Source organism: Pseudomonas sp. GW822-FHT02G04, from assembly GCF_058802085.1.
Genome location: NZ_JBXANU010000007.1, coordinates 123,247 through 143,081 on the forward strand (window position 1 = coordinate 123,247; position 19,835 = coordinate 143,081).

Here is a 19,835-nt window from a genome sequence, read left to right on the forward strand (position 1 = left end):
TTTCCATGTTGCTGCACATTCCCGGCGTGTTCGCGAAAGAAGAGGTGCCGCGCATTCGCGAGGCCCTGGCGCAGGCGGATTGGGCTGATGGCAAAATTACCGCCGGTTACCAGTCGGCGAAGGCCAAGCACAATCTGCAATTGCCTGAAGGGCATCCGTTGGCCAAGGAAATCGGTGCCGCGATGCTCGAACGGTTGTGGAAAAATCCGCAGTTCATGTCGGCGGCGCTACCGCACAAGGTCTTCCCTCCATTACTGAACTGTTACACGGCCGGTGGCAGTTTCGACTTCCACATCGACAACGCTGTGCGTCAGCCCAAGGGCAGTATCGAGCGGGTGCGCACCGACCTTTCGGCGACGCTGTTCTTCAGTGAGCCGGAGGACTACGACGGCGGCGAACTGGAAATCCAGGACACCTTCGGCACCCAGCGCGTGAAGTTGCCGGCCGGCGACATGGTCCTGTATCCCGGCACCAGCCTGCACAAGGTCAACGCCGTTACTCGTGGCGCGCGGTATGCGTCGTTTTTCTGGACCCAAAGCCTGGTCCGCGATGACAGCCAGCGCGCCTTGCTGTTCGAGATGGACGGGGCGATTCAGCAGCTGACCCAGGACATGCCCGACCATCCTTCATTGATCCGCCTGACTGGCACTTACCACAACCTGTTGCGTCGCTGGGTCGAGGTATGAGTTATCAATTGCGCCGCGAGGAAGTCCTCGACGGTGATCGCCTCAAATCGATGCTCGAAGAAAGCCCAGCGCGGGCGGCCCAGGCGATTCTGATTGCTGCTCGCGAAGGCGTACTCGATGCCCAGGCATTGCTCGGGCAGATTCTGCTGGACGGGCAGGGCATCGAGCAGGACCAACCGCTGGCCGTGCGCTGGTTCGAAATCGCCGCACGGCGTGGGCATCTGATGGCGCGTAATATGCTCGGCCGTTGCCATGAACATGGCTGGGGTTGCGTCGCCGATGCCTCGATAGCCGCGGGGCATTATCGTGTCGCAGCTGAAGCCGGGCTGGATTGGGCGATGTACAACTACGCCAATCTGCTGGCCACCGGACGCGGGGCGATCGAGGATCAGGCGCAAGCATTGAATCTCTATCGGCGTGCCGCTGAACTGGGCCACGCGAAATCGATGAACCTGCTGGGGCGTTATCTGGAAGAAGGCGAGTCTTGCCTCGCCGACCCTCTCGCGGCGCGACTCTGGTATCGACGATCTGCCGAAGGCGGGGATTTTCGAGGTCAGTTCAGTTATGCGGCACTCCTGGCCGATGAGGGGCATGTTGACGAAGCGCTGTCCTGGTTACGTCGGGCATTGGCCACCGGTAACCAGAACTTTTTGCGGGTAAGTGGGGCGGCGCTGAATAACGCCCCCCACCTCAGGATTCGAGAGATGGCTGGGGAATATCGGCAGCGTGCGTCCGATCTCGCTCAACCGTTGGGTTAGCCGCGCAGCCACTGGCCTTTAAGGTTTTCCAGGTAGCGCTTGAAAGGCTTGGCCTGCGCGATCAGCTTTTGACCCTTTTTGAAGATGTCGTTTCCAGCACCCTCGGTGATGGTTTCGAGAAACAGTGACACGGCTTCGACAATGCTGCTCGTTTCATCCGCATACGAGTCGCGCGGTTCGATCACCTTTTTCGTGTCGTTCAGCTGTTTGACTTTCTTGTCGATGTCGCTCATTTGGGTAACGAGAGAGTCCAGGCGACCTTGTCGATCTTTAAGGCGAACCCGCAGTGTGGTTCGAGCTTTAATCAGGTCCTGGTATTTGATCAGTTCGTTTGCTTCATCAAGAAACTTGTTCGCGACCACAATGCCAGCTTTCAACGCGGCGGATTGAGGCGTTTCAGGTTGATTGCCGATCATCCCTGTCAGTTGCTCCAGCAGAGGTTTCAGGCGATCAATGAAACTGAGGCTTTCAAACAAGCTGATCGCTTCGCTCAAGACCTTTTCATCTTCGAGCAGCTTATCCACGGGTGGCTTTTCTTTGTCCAGCTCAATGGTCAATGCCTCGCGAACTTGCGCCAGTTCGGCAATCTTGAATCGATTATTGCTGATGGAGGAATACCGGACACTGTGGATAGCGTCGCTGAGTTCTGTCTGAGCTTCATTAAGCTTGTTAGTGCACATCGAGATCAATTGTGTGGCTATTTTGGTATAGGACTCAATGGCGTTTTTGGTTTGTGCATTCATTTCGCCGGCTGACAGAACGGTCAGCGCTTCCAGCGTCTCGTTGAGTGCCGTGGTTTCCAGGCTGATGATTGCAGAAGTTAATGTCTTGGACGTGACCAGATCTGTCTCGGTGATTTGAGCATTAAGCTTGATCAGCTCATTGCGCAGGGCTTCGATATACAGGTCAGCGGAGCCGATAATGGCCTGATAGCGAATGATTTCTCGGCTATCGCGAATAATCGACATGTCAGGTGCGGTATACGATGGGGTGGTCATAAATATCCTTATTTATAGTGTGGTAAATTGGCTTTGGTATCAGTCGAATGCTTTGGTTAACGCTTTGGCGTTGGATTCAATATTTTTCCAGTTGCTGAGCACAACTTTAAGGCTCGAAACAAAGGACCTGAGTGTGAGGAATTCGTGAATGCCATCAATTTTGTTTTTTGACGAGTCGATGTATTCGGAAATCGTGATCCACAGAGTTTCTAGAAGTGCAGTACTTTCCACCGCTCCGATGATGTAAGAGTCGACGCTGTACAAACGGTCGTGGAGGGCTAACAAGGTGCCCGTCAAAACATTTTTCTTGCGTACTTGCTCGGTGAGCTCATCCCGGCTTCGGATCAAGGGAGCTACATGGGCATCTCGCAGTATGGCTTTGACTCTTAAATATTGGGATCCCAGCGGGTCGGTGAAAGCCATGAAGTAATCGAAGAAGTTGGGTTCGTTTTCTTTGGTTTTTTCATCGACCAAGCGTTGAGCTTCATCAATTTCAGCATTGAGTTTAGTGATCTCGGCATTCAATTCGTGGTTGCCGGCAAGCTTGAGCTTTTCTCCGATCAATACCGCGACCACATTCGTCAGTTCGGTTTTGAAGAGTTTCAGGCGAAGCTGGATGTCAGTGCTGCTGGTTTTCTTTTGTTCGATGGAGCTGGCAATGAACTGGATAGAGTCCTTGATGGACGGAAATCTGTTTTTCTCGTCTCGCCCAATTTTAAGTTCAGGAAGTCTGGCAACCTCTTCGTCAGTCAGGCCTTCAATTGTGCCAATGTAATTTTGGTAGCCGGGCATTGTTTCAATGGCGGCGATAATGTCGTCTCCGAAATACCGCAGGTCTTCAGAAAATGTCTGGAGGCTGCCAGCGACTCTTTTCATCGACAACTCGATGTCGTTCCAGCTATTGGCATTAGTGACGATTTTGGCACAGGCATTTGCAATGTCATAAGGCTCCAGTCCCGCGATGCCAGTATGTTCGCTTTTTAACAGGGTTTTAACGTCGTCAATGTTCACTGGAAGTGACTTGGCGGCAGTAATATATTCTTTGATCCGTTGGATGTCTTTTTTGTCAACAATTGGCGGAGAAGTGCTAAAGGCGAAGCCTTTGCTAATTGGTTTGGCGGTATAGGATGGTGCTTGATTAAGTAGCATGTTTGAAGTCCATTTCAAGTTAGTGAGCACGCAGCATAACTTTACTTTGGGCTTGGGTGGTCGAAGGGTGTGTAACGATATATGGAGTTAGTGGTTGAGTTGGTTTAACTGTAAGCAGAAATAAAAAACCCGTGAAGTTCACGGGTTTTTTTAGTGGGCGATTGCTTGTTAAACGTAAAACGACTTCAGCGGCGGGAAGCCATTGAATTCAACCGCGCTATAACTGGTGGTGTATGCACCAGTCGACAACCAGTACAAACGATCACCAATTGCCAGGTTTAGCGGCAAACCGTACTTGTAGTTTTCGTACATGATGTCGGCGCTGTCGCAGGTCGGGCCGGCGATGACCACTTCTTCCATCTCGCCTTTCTTCTCGGTCCAGATCGGGAACTTGATGGCTTCGTCCATGGTTTCGATCAGGCCGGAGAACTTGCCCACATCCGTGTACACCCATCGCTCTACAGCAGTACGGGATTTACGCGCCACCAGCACCACTTCGCTGACCAGAATGCCGGCGTTGGCGATCAGCGAACGGCCCGGTTCCAGGATGATTTCCGGCAGGTCGTCGCCGAAGTCTTCTTTCAGGAAGCGGATGATTTCTTCAGCGTAGGTTTCCAGGCTGTTGGTGCGGGTGATGTAGTTGGCCGGGAAGCCGCCACCCATGTTGATCAGCTTCAGGTGGATGCCGTCTTCTTCTTTCAGACGTTCGAAGATCACTTTGACCTTGGCGATTGCCGCGTCCCAGACGCTGATGTCGCGCTGCTGCGAACCGACGTGGAACGAGATGCCGTACGGCACCAGGCCCAGGTCGCGAGCGAGGATCAGCAGGTCCATGGCCATGTCGGTCTGGCAGCCGAATTTGCGCGACAAAGGCCAGTCGGCAGTGGTCGAGCCTTCAGTCAGGATACGTACGTAGACTTTCGCGCCTGGAGCTGCCTTGGCGATGTTGCGCAGGTCGGCTTCGGAGTCGGTGGCGTACAGGCGAACGCCTTTATCGTAGAAGTAACGAATGTCTTTGGATTTTTTGATGGTGTTGCCGTAGCTGATCTGGTCGGCGCTGACGCCACGGCTCAGCACTTTGTCCAGCTCATAGATCGAGGCGATGTCGAAGCTCGAGCCTTTTTCTTTGAGCAGGTCGATGATTTCCACGGCCGGGTTGGCCTTTACCGCGTAGTAGACCTTGGCGAATTCGAAACCGGCACGCAGGTCGTCATAGGCCTGGCTGATCATCGCGGTGTCGATCACCACGAACGGGGTTTCTTGTTTGTCGGCGAAGGCCTTCATTTTCTGGAAGGTATCGCGCGCGAAATAGTCTTCGACGTTGATCGACATGCTGGGAACTCCTACTGGCAAACTGAAATTATCAATGGGTGCAAATGAACGCCCTCCGTATCCCCACTTTGGTTCGCCTACTTCCCAAGGCATGTCGCCGAAAGCAAAAAGGCCATGGGAGGCGGTGCTTCCCTTGGCCTTGCTGTCTCGTCGTCAGTACTTGAGCCGGATGGATCGTTTCCAGCATGGACGTTCGGCGCGAACTTTAGGGCGTGAGGGGCTTGAGATCAACAAAAAATGTCGCGTTTTTGCACGCTTCCGTCGTGCGGTCCCTGACAGCTACTGATGTAACCGACCTGCGTGACAGTGTGATGTTCCCAAGACAAGGATTTTAGAAGGGAGCTTGCTTGGCTTTTGTGGCGAGGGAGCTTGCTCCCTCGCCACAAAAGCACTAGAGCCTCATACAAGTCAGGCCAACGCAGTTTCCGCTGGCGAAACAATGCTGGTCTTGCCGCCACGGGACTTACCGGAGCTCAAATACTCGGCAATCGATTCCTGAGTCACTTCCCCAAGGAACACCCGCTCCGCATCCATCACCGGCAACCACGAGCGGTTGAACTCGTACATGCGCGACAGCAGGATGCGCAAATGTTCGTCATACGCCGCGGTGGCGTTGAACTCGCGCCGGTATTGCTCGCAGGTGCCGGTCTGGCGATGCAGGTCGCGCCGACGCACGTAGCCCAAGGCCTTGTTCTCGGCGCAGGTCACCACCACGTAGCGACGGTCCAGTTCGTCCATCAACTCCAGCGCTTCGGCCACCGGGGTTTGCGGGCTGACCGACGGCGCGTTGTCCGCCGCATCTTCAGCCTTCACCAGCAGCAGGCGTTTGAGCGTGCTGTCCTGGCCGACGAAGTTGCTGACAAAGTCGTCCGCAGGATGCGCGAGCAAGGTGTCTGGGTGGTCGATCTGCAACAACTTGCCGGCGCGGAAAATCGCGATCTTGTCGCCGAGCTTGATGGCTTCGTCGATGTCGTGGCTGACCATGATCACGGTCTTGTTCAGCGCCCGTTGCATTTCGAAAAACTCGTTCTGGATCATCTCGCGGTTGATCGGGTCGACCGCACCGAACGGTTCGTCCATCAACAACAGCGGCGCATCCGCCGCCAGTGCACGTATCACGCCGATCCGCTGTTGTTGGCCGCCGGACAATTCACGGGGGTAGCGAGTCAGGTATTGCTTGGGCTCAAGCTTGATCATGCTCATCAACTCGCGGGCGCGGTCGTGGCATTTCTGTTTGTCCCAGCCGAGCAGGCGCGGAACGATGGTGATGTTTTCCTCGATGGTCATGTTCGGGAACAGACCGATCTGCTGGATCACATAACCGATGTTGCGGCGCAGCGTCACTTCGTCGAGGTCGGTGGTGTCTTCGCCGTTGATCAGGATCTTGCCCGAGGTCGGTTTGATCAACCGGTTGATCATTTTCAGCGTGGTGCTCTTGCCGCAGCCCGATGGCCCGAGGAACACACAGATCTCGCCTTCGTTGACGGTCAGGCTCACCGAGTCCACGGCTTGCACATCTTTGCCGTTGCTTTGGAAGGTCTTGCTGAGGTTTTGAAGTTCGATCATTTCAGGAGTCCTTTTGGAGTCAGCGTGCGTTGCAGCCATTGCAGAAGCAGGTCGGCGAAGATGGCCAGAAGGCTGACCAGCACCGCGCCGACAATCAGCATCGACATGTCGCTGCGGCTGATGGAAGCGAGGATGAGTACACCGAGGCCACCGGCGCCGATGGTGGCGGCGATGGTCATCACGCCGATGTTCATCACTACGGCGGTGCGTACGCCGGCGAGGATCACCGGCACGGCGATCGGCAGTTCAACCATGCGCAGGCGCTGGCCGAAGGTCATGCCGATACCGCGGGCGGCTTCGCGAATGCCGGGTTCCACGCCGCTCAGCGCCAGGTAGGTGTTACGCATGATCGGTAGCAGCGAATAGAGAAACACTGCGGTGATCGCCGGCATCGGGCCCAGGCCCTGGCCGAACTTGGAGTAGAACGGCAGCAGCAGGCCGAACAGGGCAATCGACGGCACGGTCAGCAACACCGTAGCGCTGGCTTGTAACGGGCCGGCCAGTGTCGGGAAGCGAGTCATAAGGATGCCCAGCGGCACGCCAACCAGAATCGCCAGCGTTACCGCGATGCCAACCAGGGTGATGTGCTGCCAGGTCAGATGCAAAACCTGCGGCCAGTCGAGATGGGAAAAGGCGTTGAGAAATTCCATGACTTTTCCTCTTTTAGTTCAACGGATGCTGGCGCAGGAAATCTGCGGCAACCGATGACGGGCTTTCGTGATCGACATCGACCCGTGCGTTGAGCTGGCGCATGGTGGCGTCGTCGAACAGTTCGGCCAGTGGCTTGAGCTCTTCGGCGAGTTTCGGGTGGGCATCGAGGTAGGCCTGGCGCACCACCGGCGCGGCGGTGTAATCGGGGAAGTAATGCTTGTCGTCTTCGAGCAACTTGAGTTTGAAGGCGTTCAAGCGACCGTCGGTGGTGTAGACCAGGCCGGCGAATACTTGGCCGTTACGCAGGGCGGTGTAGACCAGCCCGGCATCCATCTGGCGGATGTTGTTACGGGTCAGGTTCATGCCATAGAGATCAACCATGCCGCCCAGACCGTCGGAACGGTTGGCGAATTCGGTGTCCAAAGCGACGAGGTGATTAGTCTTCGCGTCGGCTTGCAACACCTCGTTCAACTGGCTGATGGTGTTGATCTGCGGATAAGCCTTCGCGGTTTTTTCCGGCAGGGCCAGGGCGTAGGTGTTGCTGAATTTCGATGGAGTCAGCCAGACCAGGCCTTTTTTTCCGTCGAGTTCTTTCACTCGGGCGTAGGACTGCGCGCTGTCGAGTTTTTCAGTGACATGGTTGTAAGCCACCAGCGAGACGCCGGTGTATTCCCAGAGCATGTCCAGTTGGCCACTTTCGTGGGCGCTGCGGGCCAGGTTGCTGCCCAGGCCGCCGGTCACCTGGGTGTCGTAACCCTTGGTGCGCAGGTATTGGGAAGTGATTTCCGCGAGCAGGGTTTGTTCGGTAAATACCCTGGCGCCGATGCGGATCAGCGGTTTTTCAGCGGCTTGGGCAAATCCTGCGAGCAGCAGAACGCAGCCTAGTAAAAAGCTTGATGTCTTCATGAGAATTCCTTTGCCGAGGCTTAAGACGGGCGCAGGCCGCGTTCGAGCCAGAGGCGGCTGGCGAGTGTCACCAGTCCGTCGAGCAGCAAGGCCAGCAGGGCGGTGCAGGCCGCGCCGAGCAGCAGTTGCGGCTGATTGTTCAGGGCAATGCCGGGGAAAATCAGGCTGCCCAGACTGTTGGCGCCGATCAGGAACGCCAGCGGCGCGGTCCCGACGTTGATCGCCAATGCCACGCGCACACCACCGATGATGATCGGTACGGCATTCGGCAGTTCGACCCGCCACAGCACCTGAGTCGGGGTCATGCCGATGCCGACGGCGGCCTCCTTGAGCGAACCCTGAACGTTTTTCAGCCCTTCATAGGTATTGCGCACGATCGGCAACAGCGAAGCCAGGAACAGAGCGAAGATCGCCGGGCCGCTGCCGATGCCGAGGATGCCCAGGGCGATGGCCAGTACGGCGAGCGGCGGCACGGTGTTGCCGATGTTGAAGATCTGCATGAAGCGTTCGGCGCGTCCGACCATGGTAGGGCGGCTTAAGACGATGCCGGCGGGGATGCCCACAACGAGGGCGGCCAGCATGGAAGCGAGGACAAGAATCAGATGAGCTTGCAGGTAAAACAACAAATCGTCGCGGTACAGTTCGATCGTGTTGATGCCAATCCAGTGGACCAGCAGGGCCAGAAGGGCGACGACAACCGCACCTCCTGTCAGCCCTTTGCCATAGCGAATAGCCACAGGCAGACTCCTTTTTCAGTCGGCGAACGCAGTCCCGTGTGGCATGCCATTCCTGGCTGCCGGGAAAACAACGTTCGCGAGAAGCAGCTCTACATGCTGATAAAACCGCATGAAATCGAGCCATAAGCGCAGCCTCGTCAGGCTAATTTGCTGATTTTTCAGCCCCTGACGATGGGTCGTAACAGGGGAGTGGACGCCTCCACCTTTTAAAAGGTTCCATAATTCGTAGGAGCTGCCGAAGGCTGCGATCTTTTGATGTTGCTTTATAGAAAGATTGCAGCCTTCGGCAGCTCCTACGTGGGATTACGGCCATCGGCGGCTGCTGTGGATGGTGGTCCGTAGATCACTTTTTAAGCTATACTCGCCGCCCTTTTTTGAATCACCGCCAGGCGATTTCCCATGACCAGACAGGCCGCCGAAGTCGCGAAACGCCGCACTTTCGCCATTATTTCCCACCCCGATGCCGGTAAGACCACCATCACCGAGAAGCTCTTGCTGATGGGCAAGGCGATTGCGGTTGCCGGCACGGTGAAATCTCGCAAGTCCGACCGCCATGCCACCTCCGACTGGATGGAAATGGAAAAACAACGGGGTATCTCCATTACCACGTCAGTCATGCAGTTCCCGTATCGCGACCACATGGTCAACCTGCTCGACACCCCGGGCCACGAAGACTTCTCCGAAGATACTTACCGTACCCTGACTGCGGTGGACTCGGCATTGATGGTCCTCGACGGCGGTAAGGGTGTAGAACCACGGACCATCGCCCTGATGGACGTCTGCCGTCTGCGTGACACGCCGATCGTCAGCTTCATCAACAAACTCGACCGTGACATTCGCGACCCGATCGAACTGCTCGACGAAATCGAAGCAGTCCTGAAGATCAAGGCCGCGCCGATCACCTGGCCGATCGGTTGCTACCGCGACTTCAAGGGTGTTTATCACCTCGCCGACGACTACATCATCGTCTACACCGCCGGCCACGGTCACGAGCGCACCGAAACCAAAATCATCGAGAAACTCGATTCCGATGAAGCGCGCGCGCACTTGGGTGACGAGTACGAGCGTTTCATCGAGCAGCTGGAACTGGTGCAGGGTGCCTGCCACGAGTTCAACCAGCAGGAATTCCTCGACGGCCAACTGACCCCGGTGTTCTTCGGTACCGCGCTGGGCAATTTCGGTGTCGATCACGTGCTCGACGCTGTGGTCGATTGGGCACCAAAACCACTGGCCCGTGTCGCCAACGAGCGCACCGTCGAGCCAGTGGAAGAGAAGTTCAGCGGTTTCGTGTTCAAGATCCAGGCGAACATGGACCCGAAACACCGCGACCGCATCGCCTTCATGCGCATTTGCTCCGGCAAATACGAAAAAGGCATGAAGATGCGCCATGTGCGCACCGGCAAGGACGTGCGGATCGGCGACGCGCTGACGTTCTTCTCCTCCGAGCGTGAGCAACTGGAAGAAGCGTTCGCCGGCGACATCATCGGCCTGCACAACCACGGCACCATCCAGATCGGCGACACCTTCACCGAAGGCGAAGCCCTGGGCTTCACCGGCATCCCGCACTTCGCCCCGGAACTGTTCCGCCGCGTACGCCTGCGCGATCCGCTGAAATCCAAGCAACTGCGTCAAGGCTTGCAGCAACTGGCCGAAGAAGGCGCCACCCAGGTGTTCTTCCCCGAGCGCAGCAACGACATCATTCTCGGCGCCGTCGGTGTGCTGCAGTTCGATGTGGTCGCCAGCCGTTTGAAAGAGGAATACAAGGTCGAGTGCTCCTACGAGCCGATCACGGTGTATTCCGCGCGCTGGATCGAGTCCGGCGACAAGAAGAAGCTTGAGGAATTCACCAACAAGGCCGTGGAAAACCTCGCCCTCGACGGCGGCGGTCACCTGACCTACCTGGCCCCGACCCGGGTCAACCTGGCACTGATGGAAGAACGCTGGCCGGACGTGAAATTCCGTGCGACGCGTGAGCATCACTAAGCGCTGAGTTGCAAACCCCAAAGCCCTGATGCGCGAGCCTCGGGGCTTTTTATTGTCCGGGCGGCGAGCCGCACCATGCCCCATGTAGGCTTTTTCCAGTTCGCCTGTGGCTTGCCTCCTGTTTTGCATATTCGGCGTTTTTACCCGCGACAACCTGAGCGCTGACGTCTAGTGTTCGAAGCTCACGCAAGCGGCCTTTTCAAGGATCAATGGAATGACGAGTCGGCTGACTCACCTGCTGCGGCTGGATGGCTATTTCTGCGCAATGGCCTGGGTGTTGGCGGCGTTGCTGTTCATCAATCGCTTGAGCAGCATGGTCAAGCTGTTCATGGCGTTGTACCTGCGCCAGGAACTGGGGCTGGCGATTGAAACCGTCGGCTGGCTGTTATCCGCTTATGGCGCGGGCTTGCTGGTCGGGTCGATGCTGGGCGGATGGCTGAGCGATCATGTCCGCACGGCGCGGCTGACCGCTGCACTGTTTTTTGTCTCTGTGTGGGTTCTGGTTTTGCTGGGGCTGATCACGCAAGTGCCACTGCTGGCCGGCCTGCTGTTGCTCAGTGGAATCCTCGACGGAGCGATTCGGACACTGCATCAACGGCTGATCATGGAGTATTGCGAAGTTGCACAGCGTCCGCGTGCACAGGCCTTGAGCCGTGTCGCCAGAAACCTCGGGATGGCCGTTGCCGGGGTATTGGGCGGAGTGTTGGCACAATCCGGTTTTCGCTGGGTATTTTTCGTCAGCGCGGCCATGACCTTGCTGGCATTGCTCTGGTTTGTCCGTACGACATGGCGTCGACCGGTGCTGATTGCTGACGAAACGCCCGATGCAGAGTCGGGTTCGGGTGTGCCGTATCACGACAAACCGTTCCTCTGGTTGTTGGCCGCAGCGGTCTTGCTCGGAATGGCGTTCGATACGGTCTACAGCATGTTGGGCAACTATCTGCGTGATTACTACCGGTTGAGCACCGAAGCCATTGGCTGGCAGTTCGGTCTCAATGCGACGCTGGTGGTGGTGCTGCAAATTCCACTGTCCCATTGGGGAGAGCGGTGGGGTGTACGGCGGCAACTAGTGGCGGGATGCTTGATGCTGGCGGTCGGGCTGGGCATGTTGCCACTGGGTTCCGGGCTGTTTTACGCCTGCCTGTCGACGATGATCTGGACGCTGGGGGAGGCGTTGTTCATGCCGCCGCTGAATGTGTTGGTGATGCAGCATGCCCAAGCCGGAAAAAGCGGCCAGTACTTTGGCCTGTTCTTCATGAGTTGGAGTGCGAGCGCGCTGGTTTCGCCTGTCCTTGGCGGCCAGCTGTATGGTCATTACGGCGGGCATAGCGTCTGGTTCGCAAGCGCGGTGCTGGCGATGTTGTCCATACCGCTGATTTATCAAGCGACGCGGTTGTCCGGGTATAAAAAGGCTCTTCCTTCCGTGCGCAGCGAGCCCGCATCACTTAGTTGATCTGGTTATAGGCATTATTCGAAACCAATCTCCCTTCTCACGGCATTTCCCGACCTTCGTTAGCGTCCTATCTGGAGAATCGCGCTAAATTTCTCTCTGCGCCATTCCGGCACCCATGCTTCACCCAAGAAAGGATGGAATCGGCTATGAGCATTATTCAACGCATTGTGTTGCTGCTGAAGGTTTTGGTGATGCTATCCCTCGGCACGTCAGCGGCGTGGGCGGAGTGCACGAACCATGATGAGCAGGCCTGGAGCGGGCAAGGCGTGCACAGCGAGCTGATGCTCGCCGCATCGGAATCGGGCAGCTCGGACGATGACGACACCGCCGACGACCCAGACAGCAACGAAGACGACACTTGAGCCTGAATGACAGGCAAAAGAAAACCCCGTCTGCCTGACTGATGCGCAGTCGGGGCAGAAGGGGTTTGGTCAACTCAGCAAAAGCGCGCCCCGGTATCCGGGGCGCGTTTTTTCAGGCCGCGCCGTCGAGGAATTGCTCGGCGTAGTGGCAAGCCACCTGGCGTGTGTCGAGCAGGCGCAGGGCCGGCTCTTCGATGGCACAGCGCTCGGTCGCGTACGGGCAGCGCTTGTGGAAGGCGCAGCCAGACGGCGGGTTCAGCGGGTTTGGCAGTTCGCCGACGATCTTGATTTTCGGCTTGTCCGGATCCGGGTGAATGGTCGGCGTCGCCGACAACAGCGCCTGGGTGTACGGGTGCAGGGGACGGGTGTAGATGTCCTCTTTCGGGCCCATTTCCACCGGACGGCCGAGGTACATCACCATCACGTGATCGGCAACGTGGCGCACCACCGCCAGGTTGTGGGAGATGAACACGTAAGCGGTGTTGAACTCTTGCTGCAAATCCATGAACAGGTTGAGTACCTGCGCCTGAATCGACACGTCCAGCGCCGAGGTCGGTTCGTCCGCCACCAGCACTTTCGGTTGCAACATCATCGCGCGGGCCAGGGCGATCCGCTGGCGCTGACCGCCAGAGAACATGTGCGGATAGCGCTGGTAGTGCTCGGGACGCAAGCCTACCTGTTTCATCATCGCCTGGACTTTCTCGCGACGTTCGGCGGCACTGAGGTTGGTGTTGATTAGCAGCGGCTCAGCCAGTTGATCACCTACTTTCTGCCGTGGGTTCAACGATGCGTAAGGGCTCTGGAACACCATCTGCACATCTTTGCGCAATTGCTTGCGCTGAGCCTTGTCGGCGCCGGCGACTTCCTGCCCGGCGATTTTCAACGAGCCGGAGGATGGCTCTTCGATCAGCGTCAGGGCACGGGCCAGGGTGGACTTGCCGCAACCCGATTCGCCCACTACGGCGAGGGTCTTGCCGGCTTCCAGTTCGAACGACACACCGTTGAGGGCGCGTACGGTCGCATGACCCTTGAACAGGCCGCGAGACACTTCGTAGTGACGGGTCAGGTTGCGGGCGGTAAGTACGACGGCCATTACGCCACCTCCTGGTTCAACGGGTAGAAGCAGCGGGCGAGGCTGTTGCTTTTCTGGTCAAGGGCTGGACGCTGGGTGCGGCAATTGTCTTGCACGTACGGGCAGCGCGGCGACAGCAGGCAACCTTGCGGACGGTCGTAACGACCGGGAACAATGCCCGGCAGCGTCGACAGGCGCGCAGCACCCAGGCTGTGTTCTGGAATGGCCTTGAGTAGCGCTTCGCTGTACGGGTGCGCCGGAATGTCGAACAGTTGTGGCACCTGACCGACTTCAACCGCTTGGCCGGCGTACATCACGCACACGCGCTGGGCGGTTTCGGCCACGACCGCGAGGTCGTGAGTAATCAGCACCAGGCCCATGTTCTGCTCTTTCTGCAGGGCCAGCAGCAGGTCCATGATCTGCGCCTGAATCGTTACGTCGAGTGCCGTGGTCGGTTCGTCGGCGATCAGCAGTTTCGGTTCGCCGGCAATCGCCATGGCGATTGCAACACGCTGGCTCATGCCGCCGGAGAGTTGATGCGGGTAGGCATCCATTCGGCTGGCGGCGCCCGGGATTTCCACTTTTTCCAGCAGTTCGATGGCGCGCTTGCGAGCGTCCTTCCTGGACATTTTCAGATGCAGGCGCAGCACTTCTTCGATCTGGAAACCGACGGTGTAGCTCGGGTTCAGCGCGGTCATCGGGTCCTGGAAGACCATGGCCAGGTCTTTGCCGACGATTTGCCGACGCTGACGGTTGCTGAGTGCGAGCATGTTCTTGCCGTCGAAATTCAGGGCGTCGGCGGTGACGATCCCCGGATGCTCGATCAGGCCCATCAGCGCCATCATGGTCACGGACTTGCCGGAACCCGACTCGCCAACGATGGCCAGCACTTCGCCCTTTTCCACGGAAATGTCGAGACCGTCGACCACCGGAACGGCGTTGGCGTCGCCGAAGCGAACGTTGAGATTCTTGATTTCTAACAGTGACATTTGAATCTCCTCAGGCGGCGTTCTTGAGTTTCGGGTCCAGCGCATCGCGCAGGCCGTCGCCCATCAAGTTGATTGCCAGCACGCTGAGCAAAATGGTCAAACCAGGCAAGCTCACCACCCACCAGGCGCGTTCGATGTAATCGCGGGCCGAAGCCAGCATGGTGCCCCACTCAGGGGTAGGCGGTTGTACGCCAAGGCCGAGGAAGCCCAGTGCCGCGGCATCGAGAATCGCCGAGGAAAAGCTCAGGGTGGCCTGAACGATCAGCGGCGCCATGCAGTTGGGCAGCACGGTGATGAACATCAGGCGTGGCAGACCGGCACCGGCCAGGCGCGCGGCGGTCACGTAGTCGCGGTTCAACTCGCCCATCACCGCGGCGCGGGTCAGACGAACATAGGACGGCAGGGACACCACGGCGATGGCGATCACGGTGTTGATCAGGCCAGGGCCGAGGATGGCGACGATCGCCACGGCCAGCAGCAGGGACGGCAGGGCCAGCATGACGTCCATCAGGCGCATGATGGTCGGGCCGAGCACGCGCGGGAAGAACCCGGCGAACAGTCCCATCAGGATGCCCGGAATCAGCGACATCACCACCGATGACAGGCCGATCATCAGCGACAGGCGCGAGCCGTGAATCAAACGCGACAGCAGGTCGCGACCGAGTTCATCGGTACCCAGCAGGAACTGGATATGCCCGTTTTCCAGCCAGGACGGCGGGGTCAGCAGGAAGTCGCGGTACTGTTCGCTCGGGTTATGCGGTGCGACCCATGGGGCGAAGATTGCGCAGAAAATCACCAGCAGCATGAACAACAGGCCTGCGACGGCCCCTTTGTTCCTGGAAAAGGCATGCCAGAATTCTTTGTAGGGCGACGGATACAGCAGGCTTTGATCGACTGCTACCGGTGTAGTGAGAGTGGTCATGGTCATTGATCTCAGCGCTGATGACGGATGCGTGGGTTGGCAAAGCCGTAGAGGATGTCCACTACGAAGTTGACCAGAATCACCAGGCAGGCGATTAACAGGATGCCGTTCTGCACCACGGGATAGTCCCGTGCGCCAATGGCTTCGATCAGCCATTTGCCGATGCCGGGCCAGGAGAAGATGGTTTCGGTCAGGACCGCGCCGGCCAGCAGCGTGCCGACTTGCAGGCCGACCACCGTCAGTACCGGAATCAGCGCATTGCGCAGGCCGTGCACGAACACCACGCGCGCCGGCGACAGGCCTTTGGCGCGGGCGGTACGGATGTAGTCTTCACGCAGCACTTCGAGCATCGACGAACGGGTCATCCGTGCGATCACCGCCAGCGGGATGGTGCCGAGCACGATGGCTGGCAAGATCAGGTGATGCAGGGCATCGAAGAACGCCCCGACGTCATCGGCCAGCAACGTATCAATGAGCATGAAGCCGGTGCGTGGCTCGATGTCGTAGAGCAGGTCGATCCGCCCGGACACCGGGGTCCAGCCCAGACTCACCGAGAAGAACATGATCAGGATCAGGCCCCACCAGAAGATCGGCATCGAGTATCCCGCCAGGGAGATACCCATTACCCCATGGTCGAACAGGGACCCTCGCTTGAGTGCCGCGATCACCCCGGCCAGAAGGCCCAGGATGCCGGCGAACAACATGGCGGCCGTGGCCAGTTCCAGGGTCGCGGGGAATAGAGAGCTGAACTCGGTCCAGACGCTTTCACGGGTACGCAGGGATTCGCCGAGATCGCCGTGGGCCAGTTTGCCAATGTAATCCAGGTATTGGGCATACAGCGGTTTGTTCAGACCTAGGCGTTCCATTGCCTGAGCATGCATTTCGGGGTCGACCCGACGTTCGCCCATCATCACTTCCACGGGGTCGCCAGGAATCATGCGGATCAACGCGAAAGTCAGCAAGGTGATGCCGAAGAATGTGGGGATCAATAACCCCAATCGGCGGGCAATAAAACTAAACATCTTGTGTGGTACCTCATCAGCCGGTTAGGCGTGCCCGGCATCACTGGGGTCAGCGATGCCGGGAGTTTCTTATCTACTTCACCTGGGTGGTGGCGAAGTTGTTAGTGGTGAGGGGGCTAATGTGATAGCCCTCTACGTTGGTGCGCATTGCAGTGAACATGCGGGTGTGCGCCATGCTGATCCATGGCTGGTCCTGATTGAAAATGTCCTGGGCCTGTTCGTAGAGCGCCTTGCGTTCGGCCGGGTTCACTTTGGCCCGTGCTTCGTCGATCAGCGTCTGGAACTTTTCATTGCACCAGCGAGCGTAGTTTTCGCCGTTCTTGGCCGCCTCACAACTGAGCATAGGCGTCAGGAAGTTATCCGGATCGCCGTTGTCGCCCGCCCAACCGGCGGACACCATGTCGTGCTCGCCGTTTTTCGCGCGCTTGAGCATTTCGCCCCATTCCATGACACGAATATCGACCTTGATTCCAACCTTGGCCAGATCTGCCTGCATCATTTGTGCGCCGAGCATCGGATTAGGGTTGGTCGGGCCGCCGCCGTTACGGGTGAACAGGGTGAACACGGTGCCATTCGGCACACCGGCTTCCTTGAGCAGGGCGCGAGCCTTGTCGAGGTCGCGAGGCGGGTTGGTCAGTTTATGGTTGTAGCCCAGCAGGGTGTCCGGGTACGGGTTGACCGCCACCGTCGCATTGCCTTTGCCGAACAGCGCGTTGACATATGCCTCTTTGTCGAACGCGATGTCGATGGCTTTGCGCACTCGCACGTCGCTTATGTACGGGCGTGCGGTGTTCATGGCGACGTAGGAGACGGTCATCGCGTTCAGCTCATCAACCTTCAGGTTGGTGTCTTTCTTGATGCTCGGGATGTCATCCGGTTTTGGATACAGCGCGATCTGGCACTCGTTGGCCTTGAGCTTTTGCAGGCGCACGTTGTTGTCGATGGCAATCGCCAGGACCAGCGCGTCAGCCGGTGGCTTGCCACGGAAGTAGTCCGGGTTGGCCTTGAAACGCACCTGAGCGTCTTTCGCATAACGCTGGAAGATGAACGGGCCGGTACCGACCGGTTTGTTGTTCAGGTCGCCGGTCTTGTTGGCTTTGAGCAACTGGTCGGCGTATTCGGCCGGGTAGATCGAGGAGAACGCCATGGCGATGTCTGCCAGGAACGGTGCTTCGCGGCGGGTCAGGGTGAACTTGACCGTGTTGTCGTCGACTTTTTCTACGCTTTTGAGCAGTTCCTTGAAGCCCATGCTTTCAAAGTACGGGAAGCCCACGCTCGATTTCTTGTGCCACGGATGGTTCGGGTCCAGCTGGCGCTGGAAGCTCCAGACCACGTCGTCGGCATTCATGTCGCGGGTCGGCTTGAAGTATTCGGTGGTGTGGAACTTGACGCCTTTGCGCAGGTGAAATGTGTAGGTCAGACCGTCGTCGCTGATGTCCCAGGACTCGGCCAGTGCCGGGATCACTTCAGTGGTGCCGGGCTTGAAGTCCGCCAGACGATTGAAGATGGTTTCGGCCACTGCATCGGCTGTGACTGCAGTCGTGTACTGGACCATATCGAAGCCTTCCGGGCTGGCTTCGGTACAGACCACCAAGGGTTTGGCCGAGACGCCAACAGCGACACTCAGCAATGCGGCAGCGATGGCCGCTCGTAGGGGAAGCATTTTCATCAAGAACCCTCTGCAATCGGTTGAACAGGAAAAAACCGAACGGCCGACTCATCATGAGTCAGCCGCCGGCGTGCGTTTTACAAAATGTTGAACGGGATGGTGGTCACGAGACGGAACTCGTTGATGCTGCCATCCGCCTGGTTTTCGCTGGCACGGTGCGCGGTGTAGGTTGCGCGAACAGTGGTGGCCTTCAGCGGGCCGCTCTGTAGGGCGTAGGTCGCACCGATACCGTATTCGTAATGGGTTTCGCCATCCTGGGCCTGGATACCGTCGTAACCCTTGCCTGCTACGCCGCCGTTGCCGGTGTAGTGAGTACCGTCGATACCCCAGCCGCGAGCCTGGTAGATGTTGAACTTCAGGCCTGGCACGCCGTATTCGGCCATGTTCAGGCCGTAGGCGATCTGGAAGGACTTCTCGTTCGGGCCGTTGAAGTCCGACAGCAGGGAGTTGGCCAGGTAGATGCCGTTGGTTTCATGCAGGTAGTCGAAGTACTCGTTACCGTTCACTTCCTGGTACGAGAAGGTCAGGCTGTGGGCCTGGTGGGTCAGGCCGAACGACAGGGAGTAGGTGTCGTTGTCAATTTTGCCTATGAGGGCTTTACCTTCTTCCTGGGTTTTGTAGTAGTTCAGGCCGGTGGTCAGGCTCAGGACCTGGCTGTCGCCCAGCACATGACTGGCGCCGAAGTAGTACTGGTTCCAGATGTCTTCGGCCTGGGTCGCCCAGAGGCTGGTGGTCAGGCTGGCGAATGGGGTGTAGGTGATACCGCCGGTGTAGATGTGATCGGTTTCAACGATGCCGTTGGCGTATTCGGTGCGGAATTTACGCTGGCTTTCTTCGGTACGCGGAGAGTTGCGATCGAAGGTGGCCAGGTCGAAAGCCAGGTTGTTCAGCTCTTCGCTGTGGATGGCCACACCTTCGAAGCTCGAAGGCAGCGCACGGTTACCGATGACATCGACCATCGGGCTGCTGAAGTTCATGCGGCCAGCGGTCAGGGTAGTGTTGGAAACACGGGCCTTGACGTTGGCCAGGCCCAATTTGCTCCACTGGCCGACGGCGTCGCCACCTTCTTCGGTCAGGGTACGGTTGTTGCCCGCGCCAGGACGGGTTCCCGGTGCGCCGCCGTTGTTGGACGCCAGATCCTTACGATCACGATCCAGAGCGATGGCATTGTAGGCCGCCACTTCAGTACTGAAGCCTACGGTGCCTTCAGTGAAACCGGAGTTGTACTTGACGATAGTGCCCTGAACCCAGTTGATACGACGATCAGTCGGGGTCGATACACCGTCCTTCTTGTAAGTGAAATTGCCGCCACGTTTCAATTGCTCGTTGGCGTACCAGTTACGCGTGCTGCCGGTGATCGACTGCCCTTCGACGAAGCCAGTGGCTTCACTCTGAGCATTTTTCTCATTCACGGTAACCGGGGTAAAAGCCTGGCTCTGGGATTCTGCATAAGCCGTGGCGGTCACGCTGCTGATGGCCAAGGCCAATAACGCGGTGCTGCTCAGTTTCATGTGTGAAGCTCCTTTCTTTCTTTTTTTAATGCCGGTCTTTTTTGGTGATCCGGCTATTTGGTTTAGAAC

Annotated in this window: 18 protein-coding genes; 5 read left to right on the forward strand and 13 right to left on the reverse strand. The window is 57.9% G+C overall.

Going from position 1 to position 19,835, the window contains the following annotated elements; genetic code table 11:
* Positions 1 to 5: 5 nt before the first annotated feature.
* Together AC1RO5_RS12295 and AC1RO5_RS12300 are read left to right on the forward strand one after the other, a co-directional pair.
* On the forward strand, positions 6 to 686 hold the full coding sequence (locus AC1RO5_RS12295; protein ID WP_493175086.1) for a Fe2+-dependent dioxygenase: 681 nt from the start codon (positions 6 to 8) through the stop codon (positions 684 to 686).
* Positions 683 to 1,444 carry a tetratricopeptide repeat protein gene (locus AC1RO5_RS12300; RefSeq protein ID WP_493175088.1) on the forward strand — a complete coding sequence of 254 codons (762 nt, stop codon included), beginning with the start codon at positions 683 to 685 and terminating at the stop codon, positions 1,442 to 1,444. Before AC1RO5_RS12295 ends, AC1RO5_RS12300 begins: the two co-directional genes overlap by 4 nt.
* On the opposite strand, the gene AC1RO5_RS12305 is transcribed toward AC1RO5_RS12300, so the two are convergent.
* The 7 genes from AC1RO5_RS12305 to AC1RO5_RS12335 form a co-directional block, all read right to left on the reverse strand.
* Complete coding sequence (locus AC1RO5_RS12305) at positions 1,441 to 2,442, reverse strand: alpha-xenorhabdolysin family binary toxin subunit B (protein WP_493175089.1); 1,002 nt, start codon at positions 2,440 to 2,442, stop codon at positions 1,441 to 1,443. The genes AC1RO5_RS12300 and AC1RO5_RS12305 overlap by 4 nt on opposite strands.
* Before the next feature lie 39 nt (positions 2,443 to 2,481).
* The gene (locus tag AC1RO5_RS12310; protein ID WP_493175091.1) at positions 2,482 to 3,591 is read right to left on the reverse strand and encodes an alpha-xenorhabdolysin family binary toxin subunit A; all 1,110 of its coding nucleotides are present in this window, start codon (positions 3,589 to 3,591) and stop codon (positions 2,482 to 2,484) included.
* Positions 3,592 to 3,759: 168 nt separating this feature from the next.
* Positions 3,760 to 4,923, reverse strand: a complete 1,164-nt coding sequence (locus AC1RO5_RS12315; RefSeq protein WP_493175093.1) for a type III PLP-dependent enzyme — start codon at positions 4,921 to 4,923, stop codon at positions 3,760 to 3,762.
* 408 nt (positions 4,924 to 5,331) lie between these two features.
* A complete protein-coding gene (locus tag AC1RO5_RS12320) occupies positions 5,332 to 6,489 on the reverse strand; it encodes an osmoprotectant ABC transporter ATP-binding protein OsmV (RefSeq protein ID WP_493175095.1) in 1,158 nt (385 codons plus the stop codon).
* Entirely contained in the window at positions 6,486 to 7,139 is a 654-nt protein-coding gene (locus tag AC1RO5_RS12325; protein ID WP_493175097.1) for an ABC transporter permease, read from the reverse strand. The genes AC1RO5_RS12320 and AC1RO5_RS12325 overlap by 4 nt, the downstream gene beginning before the upstream one ends.
* Before the next feature lie 13 nt (positions 7,140 to 7,152).
* Positions 7,153 to 8,046 (reverse strand): glycine betaine ABC transporter substrate-binding protein, encoded by an 894-nt coding sequence (locus tag AC1RO5_RS12330; protein ID WP_493175099.1) that lies wholly within the window; start codon positions 8,044 to 8,046, stop codon positions 7,153 to 7,155.
* Positions 8,047 to 8,066: 20 nt separating this feature from the next.
* Positions 8,067 to 8,783, reverse strand: a complete 717-nt coding sequence (locus AC1RO5_RS12335; RefSeq protein WP_493175100.1) for an ABC transporter permease — start codon at positions 8,781 to 8,783, stop codon at positions 8,067 to 8,069.
* A gap of 399 nt (positions 8,784 to 9,182) precedes the next feature.
* Between AC1RO5_RS12335 and AC1RO5_RS12340 the strand changes: the two genes are divergently transcribed.
* The 3 genes from AC1RO5_RS12340 to AC1RO5_RS12350 all read left to right on the forward strand — a co-directional run bounded on the left by AC1RO5_RS12340 (position 9,183) and on the right by AC1RO5_RS12350 (position 12,581).
* A complete protein-coding gene (locus AC1RO5_RS12340; RefSeq protein WP_493175101.1) occupies positions 9,183 to 10,766 on the forward strand; it encodes a peptide chain release factor 3 in 1,584 nt (527 codons plus the stop codon).
* A gap of 214 nt (positions 10,767 to 10,980) precedes the next feature.
* Positions 10,981 to 12,219, forward strand: coding sequence for an MFS transporter (locus AC1RO5_RS12345; protein ID WP_493175103.1), 1,239 nt, complete (start codon positions 10,981 to 10,983; stop codon positions 12,217 to 12,219).
* Positions 12,220 to 12,365: 146 nt separating this feature from the next.
* Positions 12,366 to 12,581: a hypothetical protein gene (locus AC1RO5_RS12350; RefSeq protein ID WP_258672356.1), complete on the forward strand. Its 216-nt coding sequence runs from the start codon at positions 12,366 to 12,368 to the stop codon at positions 12,579 to 12,581.
* A gap of 112 nt (positions 12,582 to 12,693) precedes the next feature.
* On the opposite strand, the gene AC1RO5_RS12355 is transcribed toward AC1RO5_RS12350, so the two are convergent.
* The 6 genes from AC1RO5_RS12355 to AC1RO5_RS12380 form a co-directional block, all read right to left on the reverse strand.
* A complete protein-coding gene (locus tag AC1RO5_RS12355) occupies positions 12,694 to 13,674 on the reverse strand; it encodes a peptide ABC transporter ATP-binding protein (RefSeq protein ID WP_253416812.1) in 981 nt (326 codons plus the stop codon).
* Positions 13,674 to 14,642: an ABC transporter ATP-binding protein gene (locus AC1RO5_RS12360; RefSeq protein WP_007941106.1), complete on the reverse strand. Its 969-nt coding sequence runs from the start codon at positions 14,640 to 14,642 to the stop codon at positions 13,674 to 13,676. Before AC1RO5_RS12360 ends, AC1RO5_RS12355 begins: the two co-directional genes overlap by 1 nt.
* Positions 14,643 to 14,652: 10 nt before the next feature.
* Complete coding sequence (locus tag AC1RO5_RS12365) at positions 14,653 to 15,564, reverse strand: ABC transporter permease subunit (RefSeq protein ID WP_493175106.1); 912 nt, start codon at positions 15,562 to 15,564, stop codon at positions 14,653 to 14,655.
* Positions 15,565 to 15,575: 11 nt separating this feature from the next.
* Positions 15,576 to 16,586 carry an ABC transporter permease subunit gene (locus AC1RO5_RS12370; RefSeq protein WP_493175108.1) on the reverse strand — a complete coding sequence of 337 codons (1,011 nt, stop codon included), beginning with the start codon at positions 16,584 to 16,586 and terminating at the stop codon, positions 15,576 to 15,578.
* 73 nt (positions 16,587 to 16,659) lie between these two features.
* Complete coding sequence (locus tag AC1RO5_RS12375) at positions 16,660 to 18,255, reverse strand: ABC transporter substrate-binding protein (RefSeq protein ID WP_493175111.1); 1,596 nt, start codon at positions 18,253 to 18,255, stop codon at positions 16,660 to 16,662.
* 77 nt (positions 18,256 to 18,332) lie between these two features.
* Positions 18,333 to 19,766: an OprD family porin gene (locus tag AC1RO5_RS12380; RefSeq protein WP_493175114.1), complete on the reverse strand. Its 1,434-nt coding sequence runs from the start codon at positions 19,764 to 19,766 to the stop codon at positions 18,333 to 18,335.
* Positions 19,767 to 19,835: the final 69 nt, after the last annotated feature.

Bases quoted from the DNA above. Each gene is read 5' to 3' on its own strand.
- AC1RO5_RS12295 (WP_493175086.1), top strand. From the start codon at position 6: ATGTTGCTGCACATTCCCGGCGTGTTCGCGAAAGAAGAGGTGCCGCGC.
- AC1RO5_RS12300 (WP_493175088.1), top strand. From the start codon at position 683: ATGAGTTATCAATTGCGCCGCGAGGAAGTCCTCGACGGTGATCGCCTC.
- AC1RO5_RS12305 (WP_493175089.1), bottom strand. From the start codon at position 2,442: ATGACCACCCCATCGTATACCGCACCTGACATGTCGATTATTCGCGAT.
- AC1RO5_RS12310 (WP_493175091.1), bottom strand. From the start codon at position 3,591: ATGCTACTTAATCAAGCACCATCCTATACCGCCAAACCAATTAGCAAA.
- AC1RO5_RS12315 (WP_493175093.1), bottom strand. From the start codon at position 4,923: ATGTCGATCAACGTCGAAGACTATTTCGCGCGCGATACCTTCCAGAAA.
- AC1RO5_RS12320 (WP_493175095.1), bottom strand. From the start codon at position 6,489: ATGATCGAACTTCAAAACCTCAGCAAGACCTTCCAAAGCAACGGCAAA.
- AC1RO5_RS12325 (WP_493175097.1), bottom strand. From the start codon at position 7,139: ATGGAATTTCTCAACGCCTTTTCCCATCTCGACTGGCCGCAGGTTTTG.
- AC1RO5_RS12330 (WP_493175099.1), bottom strand. From the start codon at position 8,046: ATGAAGACATCAAGCTTTTTACTAGGCTGCGTTCTGCTGCTCGCAGGA.
- AC1RO5_RS12340 (WP_493175101.1), top strand. From the start codon at position 9,183: ATGACCAGACAGGCCGCCGAAGTCGCGAAACGCCGCACTTTCGCCATT.
- AC1RO5_RS12345 (WP_493175103.1), top strand. From the start codon at position 10,981: ATGACGAGTCGGCTGACTCACCTGCTGCGGCTGGATGGCTATTTCTGC.
- AC1RO5_RS12350 (WP_258672356.1), top strand. From the start codon at position 12,366: ATGAGCATTATTCAACGCATTGTGTTGCTGCTGAAGGTTTTGGTGATG.
- AC1RO5_RS12355 (WP_253416812.1), bottom strand. From the start codon at position 13,674: ATGGCCGTCGTACTTACCGCCCGCAACCTGACCCGTCACTACGAAGTG.
- AC1RO5_RS12360 (WP_007941106.1), bottom strand. From the start codon at position 14,642: ATGTCACTGTTAGAAATCAAGAATCTCAACGTTCGCTTCGGCGACGCC.
- AC1RO5_RS12365 (WP_493175106.1), bottom strand. From the start codon at position 15,564: ATGACCACTCTCACTACACCGGTAGCAGTCGATCAAAGCCTGCTGTAT.
- AC1RO5_RS12370 (WP_493175108.1), bottom strand. From the start codon at position 16,586: ATGTTTAGTTTTATTGCCCGCCGATTGGGGTTATTGATCCCCACATTC.
- AC1RO5_RS12375 (WP_493175111.1), bottom strand. From the start codon at position 18,255: ATGAAAATGCTTCCCCTACGAGCGGCCATCGCTGCCGCATTGCTGAGT.
- AC1RO5_RS12380 (WP_493175114.1), bottom strand. From the start codon at position 19,766: ATGAAACTGAGCAGCACCGCGTTATTGGCCTTGGCCATCAGCAGCGTG.